This is a genomic window from Pseudomonas putida, from assembly GCA_041879295.1.
In the GTDB taxonomy this organism is placed as follows: domain Bacteria; phylum Pseudomonadota; class Gammaproteobacteria; order Pseudomonadales; family Pseudomonadaceae; genus Aquipseudomonas; species Aquipseudomonas putida_Y.
The window spans coordinates 1,684,008-1,707,721 of the sequence record CP047152.1 but is presented as its reverse complement, the minus strand read 5'-3'; the positions used below and the strand labels follow the sequence as shown (position 1 = coordinate 1,707,721).

General features: G+C 61.8%; 23 protein-coding genes. 12 read left to right on the top strand and 11 right to left on the bottom strand.

Going from position 1 to position 23,714, the window contains the following annotated elements:
• Positions 1–47: 47 nt before the first annotated feature.
• Positions 48–488 carry a heme-binding protein gene (locus tag GST84_07940; protein XGB12300.1) on the bottom strand — a complete coding sequence of 147 codons (441 nt, stop codon included), beginning with the start codon at positions 486–488 and terminating at the stop codon, positions 48–50.
• Positions 489–745: 257 nt separating this feature from the next.
• On the opposite strand from GST84_07940, the gene gcl reads away from it, so the two are divergent.
• From gcl to GST84_07900, 8 genes are all read left to right on the top strand, one after another.
• Positions 746–2,521: a glyoxylate carboligase gene (gene gcl / locus GST84_07935; protein XGB12299.1), complete on the top strand. Its 1,776-nt coding sequence runs from the start codon at positions 746–748 to the stop codon at positions 2,519–2,521.
• Between the two features lie 54 nt (positions 2,522–2,575).
• Complete coding sequence (hyi, locus tag GST84_07930; protein ID XGB12298.1) at positions 2,576–3,358, top strand: hydroxypyruvate isomerase; 783 nt, start codon at positions 2,576–2,578, stop codon at positions 3,356–3,358.
• A 180-nt stretch (positions 3,359–3,538) separates the two neighbouring features.
• Positions 3,539–4,432 (top strand): 2-hydroxy-3-oxopropionate reductase, encoded by an 894-nt coding sequence (locus tag GST84_07925; protein ID XGB12297.1) that lies wholly within the window; start codon positions 3,539–3,541, stop codon positions 4,430–4,432.
• Between the two features lie 223 nt (positions 4,433–4,655).
• The gene (locus tag GST84_07920; protein ID XGB12296.1) at positions 4,656–5,930 is read left to right on the top strand and encodes a DUF4147 domain-containing protein; all 1,275 of its coding nucleotides are present in this window, start codon (positions 4,656–4,658) and stop codon (positions 5,928–5,930) included.
• Complete coding sequence (pyk, locus tag GST84_07915) at positions 5,927–7,342, top strand: pyruvate kinase (GenBank protein ID XGB12295.1); 1,416 nt, start codon at positions 5,927–5,929, stop codon at positions 7,340–7,342. The genes GST84_07920 and pyk overlap by 4 nt, the downstream gene beginning before the upstream one ends.
• A 206-nt stretch (positions 7,343–7,548) precedes the next feature.
• A complete protein-coding gene (locus tag GST84_07910) occupies positions 7,549–8,421 on the top strand; it encodes an urea transporter (GenBank protein XGB12294.1) in 873 nt (290 codons plus the stop codon).
• Positions 8,422–8,466: 45 nt separating this feature from the next.
• Positions 8,467–9,288 (top strand): ion transporter, encoded by an 822-nt coding sequence (locus GST84_07905; GenBank protein XGB12293.1) that lies wholly within the window; start codon positions 8,467–8,469, stop codon positions 9,286–9,288.
• 215 nt (positions 9,289–9,503) lie between these two features.
• Entirely contained in the window at positions 9,504–10,502 is a 999-nt protein-coding gene (locus GST84_07900; protein XGB12292.1) for a sulfate ABC transporter substrate-binding protein, read from the top strand.
• Positions 10,503–10,515: 13 nt separating this feature from the next.
• On the opposite strand, the gene GST84_07895 is transcribed toward GST84_07900, so the two are convergent.
• Together GST84_07895 and GST84_07890 are read right to left on the bottom strand one after the other, a co-directional pair.
• The gene (locus tag GST84_07895; protein XGB12291.1) at positions 10,516–11,472 is read right to left on the bottom strand and encodes a methyltransferase; all 957 of its coding nucleotides are present in this window, start codon (positions 11,470–11,472) and stop codon (positions 10,516–10,518) included.
• A 1-nt stretch (position 11,473) separates the two neighbouring features.
• Positions 11,474–12,397 carry an EamA family transporter gene (locus GST84_07890; GenBank protein ID XGB12290.1) on the bottom strand — a complete coding sequence of 308 codons (924 nt, stop codon included), beginning with the start codon at positions 12,395–12,397 and terminating at the stop codon, positions 11,474–11,476.
• A gap of 133 nt (positions 12,398–12,530) precedes the next feature.
• Here GST84_07890 and GST84_07885 point away from each other — a divergent pair, with 133 nt between their 5' ends.
• From GST84_07885 to GST84_07870, 4 genes are all read left to right on the top strand, one after another.
• The gene (locus tag GST84_07885) at positions 12,531–12,968 is read left to right on the top strand and encodes an AsnC family transcriptional regulator (protein XGB12289.1); all 438 of its coding nucleotides are present in this window, start codon (positions 12,531–12,533) and stop codon (positions 12,966–12,968) included.
• Positions 12,969–13,464: 496 nt separating this feature from the next.
• Positions 13,465–14,997, top strand: coding sequence for an NCS1 family nucleobase:cation symporter-1 (locus GST84_07880; protein XGB12288.1), 1,533 nt, complete (start codon positions 13,465–13,467; stop codon positions 14,995–14,997).
• 16 nt (positions 14,998–15,013) lie between these two features.
• Complete coding sequence (locus GST84_07875) at positions 15,014–15,742, top strand: Asp/Glu/hydantoin racemase (GenBank protein XGB12287.1); 729 nt, start codon at positions 15,014–15,016, stop codon at positions 15,740–15,742.
• A 414-nt stretch (positions 15,743–16,156) separates the two neighbouring features.
• A complete protein-coding gene (locus GST84_07870) occupies positions 16,157–17,485 on the top strand; it encodes an IS110 family transposase (GenBank protein XGB12286.1) in 1,329 nt (442 codons plus the stop codon).
• Positions 17,486–17,551: 66 nt separating this feature from the next.
• Here GST84_07870 and GST84_07865 read toward each other — a convergent pair whose 3' ends face one another.
• From GST84_07865 to GST84_07830, 8 genes are all read right to left on the bottom strand, one after another.
• The gene (locus GST84_07865; protein ID XGB12285.1) at positions 17,552–18,748 is read right to left on the bottom strand and encodes an FAD-dependent oxidoreductase; all 1,197 of its coding nucleotides are present in this window, start codon (positions 18,746–18,748) and stop codon (positions 17,552–17,554) included.
• Positions 18,749–18,792: 44 nt separating this feature from the next.
• On the bottom strand, positions 18,793–19,455 hold the full coding sequence (locus tag GST84_07860) for a histidine phosphatase family protein (GenBank protein XGB12284.1): 663 nt from the start codon (positions 19,453–19,455) through the stop codon (positions 18,793–18,795).
• Between the two features lie 234 nt (positions 19,456–19,689).
• Complete coding sequence (locus tag GST84_07855; protein ID XGB12283.1) at positions 19,690–20,028, bottom strand: FKBP-type peptidyl-prolyl cis-trans isomerase; 339 nt, start codon at positions 20,026–20,028, stop codon at positions 19,690–19,692.
• 126 nt (positions 20,029–20,154) lie between these two features.
• Positions 20,155–20,562 carry a GFA family protein gene (locus GST84_07850; GenBank protein ID XGB12282.1) on the bottom strand — a complete coding sequence of 136 codons (408 nt, stop codon included), beginning with the start codon at positions 20,560–20,562 and terminating at the stop codon, positions 20,155–20,157.
• Between the two features lie 67 nt (positions 20,563–20,629).
• A complete protein-coding gene (locus GST84_07845) occupies positions 20,630–21,418 on the bottom strand; it encodes a PhzF family phenazine biosynthesis isomerase (GenBank protein ID XGB12281.1) in 789 nt (262 codons plus the stop codon).
• A gap of 50 nt (positions 21,419–21,468) precedes the next feature.
• The gene (locus GST84_07840; protein XGB12280.1) at positions 21,469–22,407 is read right to left on the bottom strand and encodes a 2-hydroxyacid dehydrogenase; all 939 of its coding nucleotides are present in this window, start codon (positions 22,405–22,407) and stop codon (positions 21,469–21,471) included.
• A gap of 28 nt (positions 22,408–22,435) precedes the next feature.
• Positions 22,436–22,630 carry a hypothetical protein gene (locus GST84_07835; GenBank protein ID XGB12279.1) on the bottom strand — a complete coding sequence of 65 codons (195 nt, stop codon included), beginning with the start codon at positions 22,628–22,630 and terminating at the stop codon, positions 22,436–22,438.
• Positions 22,631–23,292: 662 nt separating this feature from the next.
• Positions 23,293–23,709, bottom strand: a complete 417-nt coding sequence (locus GST84_07830; GenBank protein XGB12278.1) for a hypothetical protein — start codon at positions 23,707–23,709, stop codon at positions 23,293–23,295.
• Positions 23,710–23,714: the final 5 nt, after the last annotated feature.

The window sequence follows — 23,714 nt, the reverse complement described above, 5'->3', positions numbered from 1 at the left end:
GTGGGAGCGGGCTCGTCCGCGAATGGGCCAGAACAGGCAATAGAGATTTAGGCCGCTACCCCGGCATCTGCCCGCAACCCCACCTCCTCGATCGCACTGATCGCACACTGCTCGTCGATATCCGAGGTATCACCGCTGATCCCCACGGCACCCAGCACCTTGCCGTCCTGATCACGAATCAGCACCCCACCTGGCGCCGGCACCACCGGCCGCTCACCCATGCCGTTCAGCGCGGCAAAAAAAGCCGGCCGCTGCTGCGCATCCAGCGCCAGCAAGCGCGACCCCTTGCCCAGGGCAATCGCGCCCCAGGCTTTGCCAGTGGCCACCTCAGGACGAATCAGGCTGGCGCCATCCTCACGCTGCAGCGCCAGCAGGTGCCCGCCGGCATCCAGCACCGCCACGGTCAGTGGCGCGGCATTGATCTTGCGGCCCGCCACCAGCGCGGCATTCACCAGGCTGACAGCGACTTTCAGGTTCAGAACGTTCATGGAAAGGTCCTCTTCTTGTTGTGAGAAGCCCTGAGGGCAGTTGAAAACCGATCGAACAAATAGAACACAACGAGAGATATTTTTGTATACAATATTTTGAAACGATCGTATGCGATGGCGCAAACCCTCGTTTTCGCGGGCGCTCTGACGAAAGCCAGCTTAGTCGATGAAAACCCATTGACCTGAGCCGCCAGGCGTGAATACACTCTGTCGCAAAGCAAGTTGTATACAATTACAAAATCGATGAGGCACAAACCATGAGCAAAATGAGAGCAATCGATGCAGCCGTTCTGGTCATGCGCCGTGAAGGTGTAGATACCGCGTTCGGCATCCCGGGGGCTGCCATCAACCCGTTGTATTCGGCCCTGAAGAAAGTCGGTGGCATCGATCACGTCCTCGCTCGTCACGTCGAAGGTGCCTCGCACATGGCCGAGGGCTACACCCGCGCCAACCCGGGCAACATCGGTGTGTGCATCGGCACGTCCGGCCCTGCCGGCACCGACATGGTCACCGGCCTGTACAGTGCCTCGGCCGACTCCATCCCGATTCTGTGCATCACTGGCCAGGCGCCACGTGCCCGCCTGCACAAGGAAGACTTCCAGGCTATCGACATCACCAACATCGTCAAGCCGGTGACCAAGTGGGCGACCACCGTTCTGGAGCCAGGCCAGGTGCCTTACGCCTTCCAGAAGGCCTTTTACGAAATGCGTACCGGCCGCCCAGGCCCGGTGCTGATCGACCTGCCGTTCGACGTGCAGATGGCCGAAATCGAATTCGACATCGACGCCTACGAACCGCTGCCCGTGCACAAGCCGTCCGCCACTCGCGTACAGGCCGAAAAAGCCCTGGCCCTGCTCAATGACGCCGAGCGCCCACTGCTGGTAGCCGGTGGCGGCATCATCAACGCCGACGCCAGCGACAAGCTGGTCGAATTCGCCGAACTGACCGGCGTACCGGTAATCCCGACCCTGATGGGCTGGGGCACCATCCCGGACGACCACGCACAGATGGTTGGTATGGTCGGCCTGCAGACCTCGCACCGCTATGGCAACGCAACCCTGCTGAAGTCCGACCTGGTATTCGGTATCGGTAACCGCTGGGCCAACCGCCACACCGGTTCCGTCGATGTCTACACCGAAGGCCGCAAGTTCGTACACGTCGACATCGAACCGACCCAGATCGGCCGCGTGTTTACCCCGGACCTGGGCATTGTTTCCGATGCTGGCAAGGCACTGGACGTGTTCCTGGAAGTGGCCCGCGAGTGGAAAGCCGCCGGTAAGCTCAAATGCCGCAAGGCCTGGCTGGAAGAGTGCCAGGAGCGCAAGTCGAGCCTGCAGCGCAAGACCCACTTCGACAACGTGCCGGTCAAGCCGCAGCGCGTCTACGAAGAAATGAACCAGGTATTCGGCAAGGACACCTGCTACGTCAGCACCATCGGTCTGTCGCAGATTGCCGGCGCACAGTTCCTGCATGTGTACAAGCCTCGCCACTGGATCAACTGCGGCCAGGCCGGCCCGCTGGGCTGGACCATCCCTGCCGCGCTGGGCGTGGTCAAAGCCGATCCCAAGCGCAAGGTTGTCGCGCTGTCGGGTGACTACGACTTCCAGTTCATGATCGAAGAACTGGCGGTAGGTGCGCAGTTCAACCTGCCGTACGTCCACGTACTGGTGAACAACGCCTACCTGGGCCTGATCCGCCAGGCGCAGCGTGGCTTCGACATGGATTACTGTGTACAACTGGCGTTCGAGAACATCAACTCGACCGACGCTGCCACCTACGGTGTCGATCACGTCGCTGTGGTCGAAGGCCTGGGTTGCAAGGCCATCCGTGTGTTCGAGCCAGCAGAAATCGCCCCTGCCCTGATCAAGGCACAGAAGATGGCCGAAGAGTTCCGCGTGCCGGTGGTGGTTGAAGTGATTCTCGAGCGTGTGACCAACATTTCCATGGGCACCGAGATCAACGCGGTCAACGAGTTCGAAGACCTGGCCCTGGTCGGCAACGACGCGCCAACCGCCATCTCGCTGCTGGACTGATCGCCTGACGCCCCCAGGCACGCCCTGGGGGCCTTCATCGCAAGGAGACAACTCATGCCTCGCTTCGCTGCCAACCTGTCCATGCTGTTCACCGAACAGGACTTCCTGGCCCGCTTCAAGGCTGCCGCCGACGCTGGTTTCAGCGGCGTCGAATACCTCTTCCCCTATGACTTCAGCGCGGCTGAAATCAAGCAGCAGCTGGAGGCCAACGGCCTGACCCAGGTGCTGTTCAACCTGCCGGCCGGCGACTGGGCCAAAGGTGAGCGCGGCATCACCTGCCACCCCGACCGCATCGAAGAATTCCGCGCCGGTGTCGACAAAGCCATCGAATACGCCAAGGTCCTGGGCAACACCCAGGTCAACGCCCTGGCCGGTATTCGCCCACAAGGCCCGGACTGCGCCACCGTGCGCAAGACCTTTGTCGAGAACCTGCGCTACGCCGCTGACAAACTCAAGGCCGCCGGCATTCGCCTGGTCATGGAAATGATCAACACCCGCGATATCCCCGGTTTCTACCTGAACACCACCCAACAGGCGCTGGAAATCCAGGCCGAGGTGGGCAGCGACAACCTGTTCCTGCAGTACGACATCTACCACATGCAGATCATGGAAGGTGACCTGGCTCGCACCATGGAAGCCAACCTGAAAGTGATCAACCACATCCAGCTGGCCGACAACCCAGGCCGCAACGAACCAGGTACCGGCGAGATCAACTACCGCTTCCTGTTCGAGCACCTGGACCGCATTGGCTACCAGGGCTGGGTGGGCGCGGAGTACAAGCCCAAGACCACTACCGAAGCGGGCCTGGGCTGGCTGAAAACCCACAACGCAATCTGAGGCTGATCGAGGTCCTGTGACACATGCCTGACCCTGTAGGAGCGGGTTTACCCGCGAATGCGACGTTGGCTTCACTGCCGCTTTCGCGGGTAAACCCGCTCCCACAGAATTCTGTGTCCAACAACGGGCCTGTGCAGCCTGCTCCATCGAGATTCAACAAATACAACGAGGTAATCTCTCATGGCTAAAATCGGTTTCATCGGCACCGGCATCATGGGCAAGCCCATGGCCCAGAACCTGCAGAAGGCAGGTCACAGCCTGTTCATTTCCACCCACCACGATGCCGCGCCAGCCGACCTGATCGCTGCCGGTGCAGTGGCCCTGGCCAACCCGAAAGAAGTTGCCCAGGAAGCCGAATTCATCATCGTCATGGTCCCCGACACCCCGCAGGTCGAAAGCGTCCTGTTCGGTGAAAACGGCGTGGCCGAAGGCGTTGGCCCGAACAAGGTGGTGATCGACATGAGCTCGATCTCGCCAACCGCCACCAAAGCCTTCGCCGAGAAGATCAAGGCTACCGGTGCCGCCTACCTGGACGCTCCTGTATCCGGTGGTGAAGTCGGTGCCAAGGCTGCGACCCTGAGCATCATGGTCGGTGGCTGCCCGAACGCCTTCGAGCGCACCCTGCCGCTGTTCGAAGCCATGGGCAAGAACATCACCCGCGTCGGTGGCAACGGTGACGGTCAGACCGCCAAGGTCGCCAACCAGATCATTGTCGCCCTGAACATCCAGGCCGTCAGCGAAGCATTGCTGTTCGCCGCCAAGAACGGTGCAGACCCGGCCAAGGTGCGTGAAGCACTGATGGGCGGCTTCGCCTCGTCGAAAATCCTCGAAGTGCACGCCGAGCGCATGATCAAGGGCACCTTCGACCCAGGCTTCCGCATCAACCTGCACCAGAAGGACCTGAACCTGGCCCTGCAAGGCGCCAAGGAACTGGGCATCAACCTGCCCAATACCTCCAATGCCCAGCAAGTGTTCAACACCTGCCAGGCCCTGGGCGGCGGCAACTGGGACCACTCGGCGCTGATCAAAGGCCTGGAGCACATGGCCAACTTCTCGATCCGCGGCGATAAATAACGTGTAAGCCTTACCAGCCTCATCGCCAGCTACGCTCGCACCTACTGGATCAGCGCAAAGCCCGTAGGAACGAACGTAGCTCGCGATGAAGCTAACGCCGCCTGACCTGCGACCACAGATCAGCCAGCGATACCGAGCAACACCCGCCCCTGGTTCGGCCTGCACGGAGGCAGTTCCAGGGGCGTTTTTGATTCTGTAGAACAACAATAATTGGGAGCCTGCCATGTCGGTCGATCCGCAAAAACTTCTCCGCGAGCTGTTCGACACAGCCATCGCCGCCGCCCACCCCCGTCAAGTCCTCGAACCCTACCTGCCCGCCGATCGCAGCGGTCGGGTTATCGTCATCGGCGCCGGCAAGGCCGCAGCCGCCATGGCCGAAGTGGTCGAGAAAAGCTGGCAGGGCGAAGTCTCCGGCCTGGTCGTGACCCGTTACGGCCACGGCGCCAACTGCCAGAAGATCGAGGTGGTCGAAGCCGCCCACCCGGTCCCGGACGCTGCCGGCCTGGCGGTGGCCAAGCGCGTGCTGGAACTGGTCAGCAACCTCAACGAAGACGACCGCGTAATCTTCCTGCTGTCTGGCGGTGGCTCGGCGCTGCTGGCCCTGCCTGCCGAAGGCCTGACCTTGGCCGACAAGCAGCAGATCAACAAGGCGCTGCTGAAATCCGGTGCCACCATCGGCGAGATGAATTGCGTGCGCAAGCACCTCTCGGCGATCAAGGGCGGGCGCCTGGCCAAGGCCTGCTGGCCGGCCACGGTCTACACCTATGCCATTTCCGATGTACCGGGCGATCTCGCCACGGTAATCGCCTCCGGCCCCACCGTGGCCGACCCGAGCACCTCGGCCGACGCCCTTGCCATCCTCAAACGCTACAACATCGAAGCGCCCAAAGCGGTCATCGACTGGCTGAACAACCCGGCCTCGGAAACCGTCAAGGCCGACGACCCGGCCTTGGCCCGCAGCCACTTCCAGTTGATCGCCAAACCCCAGCAGTCGCTCGAAGCAGCCGCCGTCAAAGCCCGTCAGGCCGGTTTCAGCCCGCTGATCCTCGGCGACCTCGAAGGCGAATCGCGCGAAGTGGCCAAGGTGCATGCCGGTATCGCCCGACAAATCGTTCAGCACGGCCAGCCGCTCAAGGCGCCCTGCGTGATCCTGTCGGGTGGCGAAACCACCGTGACCGTGCGCGGCAATGGCCGTGGCGGGCGTAACGCCGAGTTCCTGCTCAGCCTCACCGAAAGCCTGAAAGGCCTGCCGGGCGTATACGCCCTGGCCGGTGACACCGACGGCATCGATGGCTCGGAAGATAACGCCGGTGCCTTCATGACCCCTGCCAGCTACGACCGCGCCGAAGCGTTGGGCCTGTCGGCCAGCGACGAATTGGACAACAACAACGGCTACGGCTACTTCGCCGCGCTGGATGCGCTGATCGTCACCGAACCGACTCGCACCAACGTCAACGACTTCCGCGCCATCCTGATCCTCGAGACTGCCCAATCATGACGCCAGATAAAAAAGTAAAGATCCTCGCCACCCTTGGCCCTGCGATCAACGGCATCGACGATATCCGCCAGCTGGTCGAAGCCGGGGTGAACATCTTCCGCCTCAACTTCAGCCATGGCGAGCATGCCGACCACGCCCTGCGCTACCAGTGGATCCGCGAAGTCGAGCAGCAACTGAACTACCCGCTGGGTATCCTCATGGACCTGCAAGGGCCGAAGCTGCGCGTTGGCCGCTTTGCCGAAGGCAAAGTGCAGCTGCAACGCGGCCAGGCCCTGCGCCTGGACCTGGACAAGACCCCGGGCGACAGCCGCCGGGTCAACCTGCCGCACCCCGAAATCATCGCCGCCCTTGAGCCCGGCATGGACCTGCTGCTGGACGACGGCAAGCTGCGCCTGCGCGTTACCGCCAAGCACAGCGACGCCATCGACACCGAGGTGCTGAATGGTGGCGAGCTTTCCGACCGCAAGGGCGTCAACGTACCGCAAGCGGTGCTCGACCTCTCCCCGCTCACCGAAAAAGACCGCCGCGACCTGGCCTTTGGCCTGGAGCTGGGTGTGGACTGGGTAGCCCTGTCGTTCGTCCAGCGCCCTGAAGACATCGTTGAAGCGCGCCAGCTGATTGGCGACCGCGCCTACCTGATGGCCAAGATCGAGAAGCCATCGGCAGTCGAACAGCTGCAAGCCATCGCCGAACTGGCAGACGCGATCATGGTGGCCCGTGGTGACCTGGGCGTGGAAGTGCCGGCCGAAAGCGTGCCGCAGATCCAGAAGCGCATCATCGGCACCTGCCGCCAGCTGGGCAAGCCGGTTGTGGTGGCCACGCAGATGCTCGAGTCGATGCGTTTCTCGCCAGCGCCAACCCGTGCCGAAGTCACCGACGTGGCAAACGCTGTGGCCGAAGGTGCCGATGCAGTAATGCTGTCGGCCGAAACCGCCTCGGGTGACTACCCGCTCGAAGCCGTGCAGATGATGAGCAAGATCATCCGCCAGGTTGAGAACGGCCCGGACTACCAGGCCCAGCTCGACGTCGGCCGGCCAAAGGCCGAAGCGACCGTGTCGGATGCCATCAGCTGCGCCATCCGCCGTATCAGCGGCATCCTGCCGGTGGCAGTGCTGGTCAACTACAGCGAGTCGGGTGCATCGACCCTGCGCGCGGCACGTGAGCGGCCACGGGCACCGATCCTCAACCTGACGCCGAACCTGAACACCGCGCGCCGCCTCAGCGTGGCCTGGGGCGTGCATTCGGTGGTCAACGACCGCCTGCGTCAAGTCGACGAGGTGGTTTCCACCGCCCTGGAGATTGCCCAGGCGCAAGGCATGGCCAGCCGTGGCGACACGCTGCTGATCACGGCCGGTGTACCTTTCGGCAAGCCGGGATCGACTAATACGCTGCGGATCGAGACTTTGATCTGAGATTGCCGGGGGCGCGTTGCGTCCCTTTCGCGACACAAGGCCGTTTCCACAGGGCGGCGCTGGCACAAGGGAATGCGATCCCTGTGGAAGCGGCCTTGTATCGCGATTGGAGGGCAAAGCGCTCTCCGAATACCGAACTACCCGACCGCGGAAAATCGAGGCTCAAAGAGGCCCACCGCTCCCCCATCAACCTCACTGACTGCCCCATGTACACCAAAAATTTCGTCAACCCGTGCCCCGACTGGGCCACGGCGCTACTCAACGGCTTCAGCCAGGTGCTGCTGCTGCGCACCCCCCTGTGCGGCCTTTGCTGCCTGCTGGCCATCCTGCTGACGGCGCCCAACCTGGTCGGCGGCGCGCTGCTTGGCGCCCTGGCCGGCCTGCTCACCGCCCAGGCACGCGGCTATGACCGTGCCGACCGCCAAGCGGGGCTGTACTGCTACAACGGCGTGCTGATCGGCATCCTGATCAGCGCGGTGCTGCCTTGGTCGGCGATCCTGCCGCCACTGATCATCGCCGCCGGCGGCCTGTCCAGCATCATCACCCACCAGTGGCGCAAGCGTGGCGGCAAGTTGCTGATTGCCTACACCTCCCCTTTCGTATTGCTGGGCTGGGCCACATTGCTGGTCGCCAGCCCCTCGCCCAGCGGCTTCGTCGAAGCCGACCCGCTGTATGCGTTGGCCCGCGGCGTGGGCCAGATCTTCCTGCTCGACCAGCCCTTGGCCGGGTTGCTGATCATCGTCGGCATGTTCATCGCCAACCCCTATGCGGCGTTGTGGGCGGTGATCGGTTCGGCCATTGGTGGCGGCGTGGCCCTGCTCGCCGATCAGGCACAGGCCGCATGGTTAGGCCTTTGCGGCTTCAACGCCGCGCTGGCAGCCTTGGCGTTTAGCCGCCAGGGCGAAAAACCATGGGTGACGTTGCTGGCAGTAGCCCTGGCCCTGCTGCTGCAACCGCTGTTCAAGCTGTTGCCGCTGCCTGCCCTGACCGCCCCCTTCGTTGCCGCCTGTTGGCTGATGCACTTGGGCAGCTACCTGGCACAACCCAGGCAGCGCAACGCCAGCCGCTTGCACAGCTGAAACGCAACCCCTAGGCTCAGCCCATCGCTTTTGTGGAACGAGCCAATGAACAACCCAGCGAGTCTGCGCGAGCGGCTCTTCGTCATCGTTTTCCAGACCGACACCGTAGCCGGTCGCCGCTTCGACAAGATCCTGCTACTGATCATCCTGGCCAGCCTGGTCACGGTGATCCTCGACAGCATCGACGAAGTACACCAAGGCTACGCCGGCCTGCTGGCTGGCATCGAGTGGGGCTTTACCGCGATATTCCTGGCCGAATACATCACCCGCCTGTACTGCTCGCCCAAGCCGCTGCGCTATGCCTTCAGTTTCTATGGCCTGGTCGATTTACTGGCGGTCGTGCCGGGGATCCTCGCGCTGTACTACAGCGACGCCCAGTACCTGTTGATCATTCGTGTGATACGGATGCTGCGGATCTTCCGTGTACTCAAGCTCAGCCCGTACCTCAAGCAGGCTCATTACCTGATGGAGGCGCTGCGCGGCAGCAAACAGAAGATCATCGTGTTCCTGGTGACGGTATCGACGCTGGTGACCGTGTTCGGCACGCTGATGTACGTGATCGAAGGGCCTGAGCATGGCTTTACCAGCATCCCCAAAGGCATCTACTGGGCCATCGTTACCCTGACCACCGTGGGCTTTGGCGACATCGTGCCGAAGACTCCGCTGGGGCAGGTGCTTTCGTCGCTGGTGATGATCACCGGTTATTCGATCATTGCCGTGCCGACCGGTATCTTCACGGCAGAGCTGGCCAATGCCATGCGCGGGGAGCAGTTGCAGCATGATTGCCCGACCTGCCACAAGAAGACCCACGAACATGGGGCGGCGTTCTGTTGTCGCTGTGGGAATGGGTTGTTTCCCAAGCAATGACGGTGCCTGTACAGGCCCTTTCGCGGGCGCGCCCGCTCCCACAGGATTACCACAGGCCCGAGCATTACACCGTGCCTGGGAGCGGGCATGCCCGCGAAGAGGCCGGTACGGGCAGAAGCATAACCAAAGCATTTTTTGTTCTTTAACCCGTATAAAGCCACCCGCTATAGTCGCTGGCAATCTGCCCCAACACCCTTCAAGAACAAGGAAGCATCGTGAAAAAGCTCTTCACCGCCTCGCTGCTCGCCGCAGGCCTGGCCTTGGGTAACCTCGCCCAGGCCGCCCCCACCCTGCTCAACGTTTCCTACGACGTGATGCGCGACTTCTACAAGGACTACAACCCGGCCTTCCAGAAGCACTGGGAAGCCGAACACAACGAGAAGGTCAACGTGCAGATGTCCTTCGGCGGCTCGAGCAAGCAGGCGCGTGCGGTGATCGATGGTCTGCCGGCCGATGTCATCACCATGAACATGGCCACCGACATCAACGCCCTGGCAGACAAGGGCAAGCTGGTGCCCGACAACTGGGTAACCCGCCTGCCGAACAACAGCGCGCCATTCACCTCGGCCACTGTGTTCATCGTGCGCAAGGGCAACCCGAAAGCCCTGAAAGACTGGCCCGACCTGCTCAAGGACGGTGTGCAGGTGATCGTACCCAACCCGAAAACCTCGGGTAATGGCCGCTATACCTACCTGTCGGCCTGGGGCTACGTACTCAAGCAAGGCGGCGATGAAAGCAAAGCCCGCGACTTCGTCGGCAAGCTGTTCAAGCAGGCACCCGTGCTGGACACCGGTGGCCGTGCCGCCACCACCACGTTCATGACCAACCAGATCGGTGACGTGCTGGTCACCTTCGAGAACGAAGCCGAGATGATCGCCCGCGAGTTTGGCCGCGACCAGTTCGAAGTGGTCTACCCAAGCGTATCGGCCGAAGCCGAGCCTCCGGTGACGGTGGTCGACAAGGTGGTGGCCAGGAAGGGGACCCAGGCCGTGGCCGAGGAATACCTGAAGTACCTGTGGTCACCAGCAGCCCAGGAGATCGCCGCCAACAACTACCTGCGCCCGCGTGATGCAACGGTACTGGCCAAGTACACCGACCGCTTCCCGAAAGTGGACTTCCTGTCGGTGGAGAAAACCTTCGGTGACTGGCGTACCGTGCAGAAGACCCACTTCAATGATGGTGGGGTGTTTGACCAGATCTATACCGGTCAGTAACGCACAAGCAACATCAAACCCGGCGGAACACCAAGGCCTTCAGCCCCCCCGCCGGGTCAACGTCCGGAAACTCCGGCGGGTTTTCCAGACGCTCGACATAAGCCAGCGAAGGCGCCTGCGCTGCCATGCCTTCGATCAGAAACTCAGACCCGATCCCCGGGTCGTTGACACACGCCAGCACCGTCCCGCCTTCGCTCAACAACTCAGGCAAACGCCGCAAGATCTTTGCGTAATCCTGGGTCAGCACAAAGCTGCCACGCTGGAAGGTAGGCGGGTCGATGATGATCAGGTCATAAGGCCCGTACTTGCGCACCTTGCCCCACGACTTGAACAGTTCATGCCCCAGGTACGCCACCCGTGATGCATCGTGGCCATTGAGGCGGTGATTGTCCCGGCCTCGCGACAGGGCCGATTTGGCCATGTCCAGGTTCACCACCTGCTCGGCACCACCGGCAATCGCTGCCACGGAAAAGCCGCAGGTATAAGCAAAAAGGTTCAGCACGCGCTTGCCCGCGGCCTGCTCGCGCACCCAGCGGCGGCCATAGCGCATGTCGAGGAACAGGCCATTGTTTTGCCGCACGCCCAAATCCAGCAGGTAGGTCAGGCCGTCCTCGATCACTTCGCGTTGCTGGCACGGCTCGCCCAGCAGCCATTGGCCCGGGCTGTCGGGCAGGTAGCGGTGCTGGATGATGACTGCCTGACCGGTCCACTGCGGGCGCTCGGCCAAGCTGCGCAGCATGGTTTCCAGTTCGGCCAGCTGGCCCTCGGCCGGCTCACGGAACAAGGCGACCGACAGCACGCCCTGCAGCCAGTCGACGGTGACCTGCTCCAGGCCCGGCCAGCAGCGGCCGCGACCGTGAAACAGGCGGCGGGTTTCCTGTGGGGCAGGGTCAAGGGCGGCAAGCAGGTGTTGCTCAAGGGTGTCGATGGGCGAGGTCATGGCGGATCGCAGGCTGGCAAAAAGCGGCATTCTACCTTGCGGGCCTCTTCGCGGGTAAACCCGCGCCTACAGGATGCCGCGCCGAGCGGAACCACCACCCCTGCTGCATCCCCGCCGCCGCCAGCAGGATCAACCCCACCCCCAGCCACTGCAGCGGCGCCAGGCGGTGCCCGAACGCCACCCAGTCCACCAGAATTGCCGCAATCGGGTAAATGAACGACAGCGCACCGGTCAACGCCGTGGGCAAACGCTGGATGGCGCTGTACAACAGCACATACATCAGGCCGGTGTGCACCATCCCCAGTGTCAACAAGCTGGCCAACGCCGGCATTTCAACCGGCAACCCGCCAAGCGTGACCCACGGCGCCAGCAGCAATACACCCGTGGTTACCTGAATCAGCGCTATCAGGTGCGGGGGCGTGCCACTCAGGCGCTTGATGATCAACGCCGCGATTGCATACAGGAATGCCGCCCCCAGCGCCAGGGCAACCCCCAGCAGATAGTCCTCGCCATTACTTTGCCCAGCGCCATGGGCACTGACGATGGCCAGCATGCCTAGGAACGCCACACTCAGCCAGGTCACCTTGGCCAAGGTGATCTTTTCGCCCAGAAACAGCGCCGCCAGCCCCACCAGAATGAATGGCTGCACGTTGTAAACCGCCGTGCCGATGGCAATCGACGCCCGCGCGTACGAGGCAAACAAAAGCAGCCAGTTGCCGACAATGGCCACCCCACTGGCAATCGCCAGCAAAAATGCCGTGCGGCTGATTACACCTGGGCGCAGAAAGCCAAACGCGGCGCAAATCGCCAGCAAGGTCACGGCACCGAACACGCAGCGCCAGAACACCACATCCAGCACCGGCTGGCCGGACACCAGCACGAACCAGCCAATGGTCCCGGAAATCAGCATGGCGGCGACCATCTCCAGCGAGCCACGGCGCAATGAACTGTCCATCTCAAACCTCCCTTTGATAATGGCAACAGTATGCAAAGGCTGCAGGCTGGCCATCCAGCGGATAACCAAGGCATATTCGTGGGTCTGCCTTTACTATCAAGGCAAATAACACGAATTACCTGATGAGGTGAGCATGACCGATGCCATTGACCAATTATTGATCAACGCACTGATGGAGGACTCGCGCCGCTCGCTCAAGGCGCTGGCGCAGGTCAGCGGGCTGTCCGCACCCAGCGTCAGCGAGCGCCTGCGCCGGCTGGAAGAGCGTGGCGTGCTGCGCGGCTACACCGTGGAGGTCGACCCGCGCGCCTTTGGCTACCAGTTGCAGGCGATCGTGCGCATCCGTCCGCTACCGGGGAAGCTGCAAGAAGTGGAGCGCCAGATCATTGCCATCCCTGAGTTCACCGAATGCGACAAGGTCATTGGCGAAGACTGCTTCGTCGCCCGACTGCATGTGCGCTCGATGGAGCAGCTGGACACGCTGCTCGACCTCATGAATGTGCTGGCTGAGACCAATACCGCGATCATCAAGAAGACCCCGGTCAAGCGGCGGTTGCCGCCAATGGATTGATTGGCCCCTGTACTGGCCTCCTCGCAGGCGTGCCCGCGAAGAGGCCAGCACAGGAAAAGCTGACTATTTTTTGTACACAAAAACGTAACCATAGGTGCCATTTTTGTGTGCACTTTCTTCAGTGGCGCCCCAATTCGTTACACACTTTCCACCCGTTATTTTGACCAAATGATCAACTAATCAATCTTTCAAAAAATATAACTTGTTCATTTGGTCAACTTATATTCTCTGTATTTCATTAACTTACCTTTGAACAAGATAAGTTCGAAATGATCACCTATTGAAACCTGCGCTTCCCTTGGCATGGAACTCGCTTTTGTGTGTTCGTGTTTTGTATACAACTTAAACAAAACATAGATACACAAGAATCCGCGACGCCGACCCAATGTCGGCCGCCGCGCCCATAACCCTGTGATGCCAACGCTGCACCGACGAGATGGCGAGCCCGTGCGCATGCCCGCTCATCGCAGTCCATGTGCATCAGGAGCCCGCCGGAATGAGTAGCAGCCTCGACCTTGCCCCTGAACAATCCGTCGCCAGCACACACCCGAGTTCCACGCTTGCCGGTCACCAGCCGGACCTTGTTCTCAGCCCGCGCCTGCATAACCGCGACCTGGCGCCAACCCGAATGGAAGGCCGTCGCTGGGGCGGCTACAGCATCTTCGCGCTGTGGACAAACGATGTGCACAATATCGCCAACTATTCGTTCGCCATGGGCTTGTTCGCCCTCGGCCTGGGTGGCTGGCAAATTCTGTTGTCGCTGGCCATCGGCGCGGCACTGGTGTACTTCTTCATGAACCTGTCGGGTTACATGGGTCAAAAAACCGGGGTGCCGTTTCCAGTCATCAGCCGCATTGCCTTCGGCATCCACGGCGCGCAGATACCGGCGCTGATCCGTGCCGTCATCGCCATCGCCTGGTTCGGCATCCAGACCTACCTGGCATCGGTGGTGCTGCGGGTGCTGCTCACCGCCGTGTGGCCGCAACTGGCAGCCTACGACCACGACAGCATCCTCGGCCTGTCGAGCCTGGGCTGGGTGTGTTTCGTGTCGATCTGGCTGGTACAACTGGTGATCCTGGCCTACGGCATGGAGATGGTGCGCCGTTACGAGGCCTTTGCCGGGCCGGTGATCCTGCTGACCGTCGCCGCCCTGGCGGTGTTCATGTACTTCAAGGCCGACGCGCGCATTGCCTGGTCGGTGGCTACCCCGCTGACCGGCTACGAGATGTGGCGCAACATCTTTGCCGGCGGCGCACTGTGGCTGGCGATCTACGGCACCCTGGTGCTGAACTTCTGTGACTTCGCCCGCTCCTCGCCTTGCCGCAAGACCATCCGCGTCGGCAACTTCTGGGGCCTGCCGGTGAACATCCTGGTGTTCGCCGTGATCACCGTGGTGCTGTGCGGCGCGCAGTTCCAGATCAACGGCCACATCATCGACAGCCCGACGCAGATCGTCGCCGCCATACCCAGCACGCCATTCCTGGTGCTCGGCTGCCTGGCCTTCCTGATCGTCACCGTGGCGGTGAACATCATGGCCAACTTCGTCGCCCCGGCCTTCGTACTCAGCAACCTGGCGCCGCGCCACCTGAACTTCCGCCGTGCCGGGCTGATCAGTGCCACCCTGGCGGTGCTGATCCTGCCGTGGAACCTGTACAACAGCCCGCTGGTGATCGTGTACTTCCTGTCGGGCCTGGGCGCCCTGCTCGGCCCGCTGTACGGCGTGATCATGTCCGACTACTGGTTGCTGCGCAAAGGCTGCATCAACGTGCCAGAGCTGTATACCGAGCACCCGGCCGGTGCCTATCACTACAGCAAGGGCATCAACCTGCGCGCCGTGGCCGCCTTCGTGCCGGCCGCACTGCTGGCCATCGTGCTGGCCCTGGTGCCCAACTTCCAGGGTATCGCGCCGTTCTCCTGGCTGATCGGTGCCGGCATCGCCGCCGCCCTGTACCTGCTGATCGCGCCACGTAACCGCCACTACCACGACGTCAGCGGCGAGTGCATCGCCGTCGACCACAGCGGCCATTAATCAAGGAGGACTGCCCATGCGTATTCTGATCGCCAACGTCAACACCACCGAAGCCATTACCCACGCCATTGCCGAGCAGGCCCGTGCGGTGGCCGCACCCGGCACCGAAATCGTCGGCCTCACGCCCTGGTTCGGCGCCGAATCGGTGGAGGGCAACTTCGAGAGCTACCTGGCGGCCATCGCGGTGATGGACCGGGTCCTGGCCTTTGAAGGGCCCTACGATGCCGTGATCCAGGCCGGTTATGGCGAACATGGCCGCGAAGGCCTGCAGGAACTGCTCAACGTGCCTGTGGTGGACATTACCGACGCCGCCGCCAGCACGGCAATGTACCTGGGCCACGCCTATTCCGTAGTAACCACGCTGGACCGCACCGTGCCACTGATCGAGGACCGCCTGAAGCTCTCGGGCCTGTATGACCGCTGTGCCTCGGTGCGAGCCAGCGGGCTGGCGGTGCTGGAACTGGAAGCCGACCCGCTGCGGGCCGTGGAGGCGATTGTCGGGCAGGCCGAACGCGCCGTGCGTGACGACAAGGCCGAGGTGATCTGCCTGGGTTGTGGCGGCATGGCCGGGCTGGACGAGCAGATTCGCCAACGCACCGGCGTGCCGGTGGTGGATGGTGTGAGTGCAGCGGTGACCATTGCCGAATCGCTGGTGCGCATGGGTTTGAGCACGTCCAAAGTGCGCACCTATGCGACGCCACGGACGAAGAAAGTGGTGGGCTGGCCGATGCGCTTCGGCCGCTAGACAGCCTTCGCCTGTACCGGCCTCTTCGCGGCTAAAGCCGCTACAGGACCACCACAAGCCTGAATACCGTGGGGTCCCTGTGGGAGATCACCCAGCCCTTCCGGGCTGCGCTGTCGCGCAGCAAACATGAGGTGTACGGCTTTAGATCCGCAGCGACGCTGACATTTTGAAAAAGAAAAGGCGGTTGGCCCGGTAGGGCCAGCCGCCTTTTGCTTTGTTAGGGTTCGTGTGCGCGGGACAGAGATCGTAGCCAGCACTGGTGTGTGTCCGCACACCCGCGTGGGAGAGTGATCCGCACGGTATCGGCGTGAAGTCCCTGTAGGCATCAGCTGATTCAGCTGTGACCACGTATGAGAGAGTGAACCCTTTCGCCACCGTGTGCCCCGCGCGCCCTTTATCCTGCGAGGATTCATCATGGCGCGCAAGCCTTCCAAGCAACGCTTTACCGTCGTCCATCCCGATTGCGCAGCGATCGATGTCGGTGGTCGAGAGCATTTCGTGGCGGTCGATCCCCGGCACGAAAATCCCGTCCAGTCGTTCACGTCCTTTACTGACGACCTGCTCAAGATGGCTAACTGGCTTGAAAGCCTGGGGATCAAGGTCGTTGCCATGGAATCCACGGGGGTTTATTGGATTCCAATTTACGAGATTCTCAGCGAGCGCGGTTTTGAGGTTTATCTCGTCAATGCCAGAGCAACTCGGCAAATCACGGGCCGTAAATCAGATGTGCTGGATTGCCAGTGGATTTGGCAGCTGATGACTCATGGACTGCTCAGAGGCGCATTCCGCCCCGATGATCTGACCTGCTGCGTCCGGTCATTGGTCAGGCAGCGTGCTTCCAAAGTGAAAGACCAGGCGCAGACGCTGAACCGGATGCAAAAGGCCATGAGCCAAATGAACATCCAGCTGGCCAATGTCATCAGTGATATTTCCGGCGTAACTGGCATGAAGATTTTGCGAGCCATCTGCGCAGGTGAACGGGACCCAGTGCAACTGGCTGAACTGACCGACCGCCGCATCAAGGCAGGCAAGGAGGCTGTCGCTCGGAGTCTTCATGGCAATTGGCGGCGCGAGCATTTGCATGCGCTAACTCAGGAATTGGCTGCCTATGACTTCCTGGAGCAGCAAATTGCTGATTGTGACGACGCCATAAAAGCCGCGTTAGAGCAGTTGCCGGTGCTGCAAAACAAGCCAGAGCCATCCAATAAGCCTTTACGGAGCCCGCACCGAAACAGTGCCCAACAGACTGAACTGCATCAGACATTGTGGAAAGTTCTTGGCGTGGACCTAACCGCAATTCCAACCATTGGGGTGGACACTGCATTAGTGCTGGCAGGGGAGATCGGTACAGATCTATCACGCTTCCCGTCCTCACAGCACTTCTGCTCTTGGTTGGGACTGGCTCCCCCTACTCGAATCTCCGGCGGTCATCGACTGGCAAGTGGTGGGCCAAAAATAGTCAATCGAGCAGCTCAAGCACTCAAGCAGGCTGCATCCAATGCCCGTAACGACAAGGGTTTCATTGGTGCATCGCACCGAGCCAGACTGACTCGAATGGATACCAGCTGCGCCATCAAGGCCACTGCGCATCAGTTGGCACGTCTGGTGTACAACCTTTTAACCAAGAAGCAGGCTTATGTTGAAAAAGGTCTTGAGGAGTTCGAAACCAGAAGCCAGGACCGGCAGGTCCGGGCTTTGCTCCGCAAAGCCCGGAAACTGGGGTATCAGCTGGTGGCCGCTTGAGTGCTTAGAAAACAGTGGGTTGTATTTTGTTTGATGAGAGCGGGCGTGCCCGCGAAGAGGCCGTAACTAACAACCCATCATCTTGACCAGGCGCTGCGCACTGCCGCACGCCAATGTAAACCCCAATGCGCCATGCCCCAGGTTCAGCCACAGGTTGCGGTACACCGTCCCACCCATGATCGGCACCCCGGTCGGTGTCGCCGGCCGCATCCCCGCCCACTCCACCGCCTGGCCATAATCCGCCGCCCTTGGCAACGTCTCCAGCGCCAGCCGCCGCATGCTCTGCAAACGGCGCATGTCCACCGACTCATCGAACCCGACAATGTCCACCATCGCCGCTACCCGCAGCTGCTGCCCCAGGCGTGCATAGACGATCTTGCGCTCATAGTCGGTAAGGCTCACCTCAGGGGGCAGGTGCCCGGCGCTGATCGGCGCGGTCAGGCTGTAGCCCTTCAGCGGGTAAACCGGTATCTGCACTCCCGGTAATGCCAAGCCTGGGCCGCGATGCCCGGCACACAGCACCAACTGCTCCACGTCCAGTTGCTGATCGCCCAGTTGCAGTGCCACGACCTGGCCCTGGCGCTGAACCAATTGCGTCACTGGCCGGCCAAGCAGGAAACGGCACTGCCCCGACGCGCGCAACAGCGCCTCCAGCCGCAAGCAAAACAAGTGGCAATCGCCAACCTCTTCGCCTGCCGTGAACACACCGCCCACAAACGGTACGCCATCCAGGGCAGGCTCCAGCCCGCGCAGCTCGGCAGCCGCCAGCACCTGCTGACTGGTCGGGTCCGTCAACTGTTCCCGGCCTTGAGCAAAGGCCCGTTCACTGCGAAATGCCACCAGCTTGCCATTGCGCCGCCAGGCAAAATCCCCCAGGTTGTGCTCCTCGCGCCATTGCGCCAGAACGGCCTGACTGTAAAGCGCCAGCTCAAGTAATTGCCCGGCATTACGGCGATTGACGCTACGCCGGCAAGCCAGGGTGAATGCCAGCAGCCAGCGCCACTGGGCCGGGTCCATGCGCAAGCGCAACCGCAATGGCGACTCGCCCTGCAACAGCCAGCCCAGCGCCTGCCACGGCACTCCGGCATCAGCCAGCGGCGCCACGTAGCGATAAGACAATTGTCCGCCATTGGCAAAGCTGGTGGCCGACGCCAGGTTGTCGCGGGCCTCGATCAGATCAACCGATCGCCCCTCCCGAACCAGCGCGTAAGCCGTTGCCAGGCCCACCACTCCGCCACCGATTACCGTTACCCGCTGTTTCATCGCCCTTCCCTGTTCCGGCTTCCTTGCCAAACAGTACCAGCGGATCAGGTCGGGCAGCTATGCGCACCGTCATTCAGGCCCTGGCGCACATTACGGCTCAGCAGGCTGGCTTTGCCGTTTTGCCAGGTCAGGGTCAGTACATAGAGCGTGTCGAAGTCTTCGCCGCTCCAGTCCTCGGTGACCACCCGCTCCTCCCCCAAGGCCTTGCCGGCCACGGTGTTGATCAGTTCCGGCAGGTAGCCGTGGGACCAGGCAGTGTAGATGGTCGCATTGCGGTACTTGTCGCTCAGCAACTCATCGGCCAGTTCAGCAGTGTCGTTGGCGCCGTAGTCGATATTCACCGGCAAGCCGAGGCGGATGGCACTGGGGGTGATGGTCATCAATGGGCGGATGTAGCTGTAGCTTTCGTCCCGGCTGCCTTCCTCGACATGCCGTGTGGGGTTGGCGGCAAACACGTAGTCGGCCTTGCCGAAGCGCTCGGGCAGTACAGTGGCCAGGTCCAGCGCACGGTTGAGGCCTTGGCAGTTCAACTGCCCGAGCCCCTCGCCCGGCTTCTCGCCATGACGCAGAAATACCAGGGTCTGGGTGCCATCCACCGGTCGTGCCCGGCTTTCGACAGCCTCCAGCGCCAATGGTACGGCGAAGGCTGTGAGCACCAGGCTCAGCAGCAAGTGGCGGCGACGGCGGAAGAATGTTGGCAACTTCATCAAGGCAGGCTCGTGTGGCAGAGAAAATCGGGTTTACCCGCCACATCACCCGGCCAATTGCAGGGCGCCCGTGTAGTGAATGCCATCCCTGGCAACGCGTCAGGGTCAGAGTGCCCCGAACCCGTTTGGTTCCTCCCTGGAGGTGGATGCCGTTCCCTAGGCAAGGCCTAGATTAGGGGCTGGGTGTTGCGCAATTGTGTAAGGTGCAAGAACCTCGGGTTGCAACGTGCCCACTCAATCATCCCGCGTGAGCACTTCCAGCAGTTCGATCTCGAAGGTCAGGTCCGAATTCGGCGGGATCGCCCCTACGCTGCGTTCGCCATAGCCCAGGTGCGCCGGTACCAGCAGCTTGCGCTTGCCGCCAACGCGCATGCCCATCAGGCCCTGGTCCCAGCCTTTGATTACCCTGCCAGTGCCGATCACGCACTGGAACGGCTTACCGCGCGACCATGACGAGTCGAACTCGCTGCCATCGGCCAGCCAGCCGGTGTACTGGGTGGTGATCAGGGCGCCTTTGACGGCGGCTTTGCCGTCGCCCTCGACCAGGTCGATGATCTGCAGTTCTTGGCTCACGGGTACACTCCAACGCTGAAAAACAAAACCGCCCTTTTCTCAGGAATGCACCGGTTTGGCAAGTTCACGCAGAATTGTATGGAGGCATTCGCCAACGGAATACCCCCGAACAGACATGACGTTGAATCAGCTGTTCTGCTCGAACACCTCTTGGCCGGACAGCTCCTTGGTCTGGTTGGCGAAGCAGTACCACGCGGGTTTCTGTTCAACGAAAATCTGCAGGTCGAAATCCCAGGCGTGGTCGCCATCGAGCAGGCCGACCGGCACGGCATGGAAGTCGTTGGCCTTGAGCCGGTAGTACAGGTGCGTACCACAGCGGCCACAGAAAGCACGCTGGGCCCAGTCGGATGAGTCGTAGACGCTGGGCGCACGCCCTTCGATCAGCGGAGGCTTGCTGCAGTGCACCACCAGCAGCGGGCCGCCGGTCCACTTGCGGCACATGCTGCAATGACAAGCGCTGATATGGGTGTTGTCGACGGTGACCGTCAGCCGCGTGTCGCCGCACAGGCAGGTGCCGTGTTTTTCCAGGGCCATGGGTGGCTCCTTGAACGGAAAGATGGGCCAGCAATTATAGACCCCCCGCAGCGCATCGCACGCCATGCTAGATGTACACAGTGCCCCGCAGGTACAACGCCGCCCGCCCACTGATGATTACGCGGCCATTGCCCGGCACTTCACACTGCAATTGCCCTTTGCGTGCCCCGCCCTGCTCGCAGCTCAGCACCTTCTTGCCTAGCTTCTGGGCCCATACCGGCGCCAGCGAAGTGTGCGCCGAGCCGGTTACCGGGTCCTCATTCACACCAACCCGCGGGCCGAACCAGCGGGTGACGAAGTCAAAGCCACGCCCTGCCGCGGTCACGGCAATGCCACGGACGTCGAAGGCCGACAGTGCAACAAAGTCTGGTTTCAACGTATCGAGCAGCAAGGCGTCGTCGATCACCACCACATAATCGTCGCTACGGTACACCACCTGTGCCTGGCTCAAGCCCAGCGCCTGCAGCAGGCCCGCCGGCATGTCCACCGCTACGGGTTGCTTGGCCGGGAAGTCCATGGCCAGCAGGCCATCAGTGCCACGGCTGACGCGCAACTCGCCACTGCGGGTGTTGAAGCGCAGCACTTGCGCCTGCTCCCCTAGTTGCTCGAACAACACATAGGCCGAAGCCAAAGTAGCGTGGCCGCACAGGTCGACTTCCACGGCGGGGGTGAACCAACGCAAGTCGAACGTTTCGCCGTTGCGCACGAAGTAGGCTGTTTCTGACAGGTTGTTTTCTTCGGCAATGCGCTGCAGCACATCGTCCGGCAGCCAGCTTTCCAGCGGGATCACTGCGGCAGGGTTGCCACCGAACGGTTCAGTGGAAAAGGCATCGACCTGGAATATTTCGAGTTGCATGAACAAACTCCTTGTTGTCCGGGCGCTGCCGGGCAGATATCTGGAAAAGGTTACGGGCGTACCGGGGTCAAAACTGGCTCACCGGCAAAGAACGCCTGCAGGTTGCGCAGCACCAAGGCCACCGTGTCGCGCGCGGCTTCTGGCGATTGGCCAGCCACGTGGGGTGTGAGCACGGTGTTGGGCAAGGCCTTGAGTGCATCGGGCACTGCCGGCTCGTCATCGAATACATCCAGCGCGGCGCCAGCCAGCTGGCCACGCTGCAATGCGGCAATCAGGGCTTGCGTGTCGACCACACTGGCACGGGCGATGTTCACCAGATAGCCCTCAGCCCCCAGAGCCTGAAGCACTTGGGCATCGACCAGATGCCGGGTGTTGGCACCACCGGGGGTGGCAACCACCAGGATGTCGACGGTTTCAGCCAACTGTCGGGGGCTGTCGTACCAGGTATAGGGCACACCCTGGCGTGGTGTGCGGCTGTGGTAGCTGACGCGCATGTCGAAGCCCAAGTGAGCCCGCTTGGCGATTGCCAGGCCCACTGCGCCAAGGCCGAGAATGCCCAGGCGTTTGCCACTCACCGAGGGGCTGATCACCCGGTTCCATTCACCGCGCCGCGTGCTGGCATCGGCACGGGGGATGTCGCGCAACAGCGCCAGCAGCAGGGCCAGGGTGTGGTCGGCGACGGCTGCGGCGTTGGCCCCGGCGCCATTGGTGACGGTTATGCCGCGGGCGTCGGCGGCGGCAAGGTCGACCTGCTCGTAGCCGGCGCCGATCACGCAGATGATCTGCAATCTGGGTAATGCGTCAATTTCGGCGGCGGATAGCCCCAGCGGACCACGGGTGAGCACCGCATCGATTTCTTCGGCGTGGCGATGAATGGCATCGGCGCGCAGTTGCGGCGAAGGGGCACGGATCAGGTGGTAACCGGCCTGTTCCAGCATGGGCAGGTAATCGTCGACGGTTTCCACCAGTACCAGGACTGTCTTGCGCATGCCACCTCCGGGTAAATTCGAGGCGTCATTATGCGGAGTCACCGACCGGTACAGTCAATGGAAATAACAAGGCAAAACTGTACTGTGCTGTTGCTGCGTTGCTGTTGCTGTTGCTGTTGCTGTTGCTGTTGATCTTGATCTTGATCTTGATCTTGATCTTGATCTTGATCTTCGCGACTTCAGGAGGCCGAACGCAGGCCTTGCGGAGGCAGGTGACGGGCATGGATGCCCGTCAAGCGCTGAGGCCCCAGGATGGGGCCTTCGGCGCGGTCCTGCCGGGAGCAAGGCCGGAGTGAGGGGACCCCGGAGCGCAGCGCAGGGGCCGGATGATGGGAGCGCAGCGTTTTTTGGTTACTTTTTGTCGCGTTTGACAAAAAGTGACTCGCCGTAAGGGCGAAAAGGTGAGTCCGTGTCGCCATCGCGAATGGACTGTTCGCTGAGTCAAAACAGACGAGTTCGCTTCTTGCTTCTTGCTTCTTGCTTCTTGCTTCTTGCTTCTTGCTTCTTGCTTCTTGGATGTGGGCATCCACATCGAGTAGGTATTCATTCACGCAGGTGGCGCATAGTCACCTTTCCGCCCTTACGGCGGGTCACTTTTTGTCAAACGCGACAAAAAGTAACCAAAAAACGCTGCGCTCCCATCATCCGGCCCCTGCGCTACGCTCCGGGGTTCCCTCGCTACGGTCTTGCTCCCGGGAGGACCGCGCTGCAGGCCCCATCCTGGGGCCCAGCGCTTGACGGGCATCCATGCCCGTCACCTCCCTCCGCAAGCCCTGCGCTCGGCCTCCTGAAGTCGCAATCTGCGTCGCCTGAACTATCGCGCGCTTACAAGCAAAAGCAAAAGCAGAAGCAGAAGCAGAAGCAGAAGTAAATACAGAAACAGCGTTACTGTGCGAACGCCCGCCCTAACCCACCTGGTACACCGCTGCTGTCAGTTTCCTGCCAAGGCCCATTCGGGCTCAACGACCAGCTCCAGCCGTTATCGAACCGATAGTAGGTACGCTGCCGGTAGAAGGTATTGGGCTGCTTCTCCAACACATATACACCCAGCCTGGGATCCCAGTGGCTTGCCCCACCAGGCGGTGGCGCAAAGCTGGCCGAGGTACGTGGCATGGGCTTGGGTATCGCTGCCGGCTTGCTCGGCTGAGTGGAAGGCTGCCCGCCCGGCAAGGGCTTGACCACCGGCCCCGACGGCGGCACACGCTCGATAGGTGGCGCGGGCTGCTCGTACGGCTCGTGCACCGTACACGCAGACAAACCCAAGGCCAGGGTAATCAGGGTCAGGCGGACGGTGCTATGCATGGCAT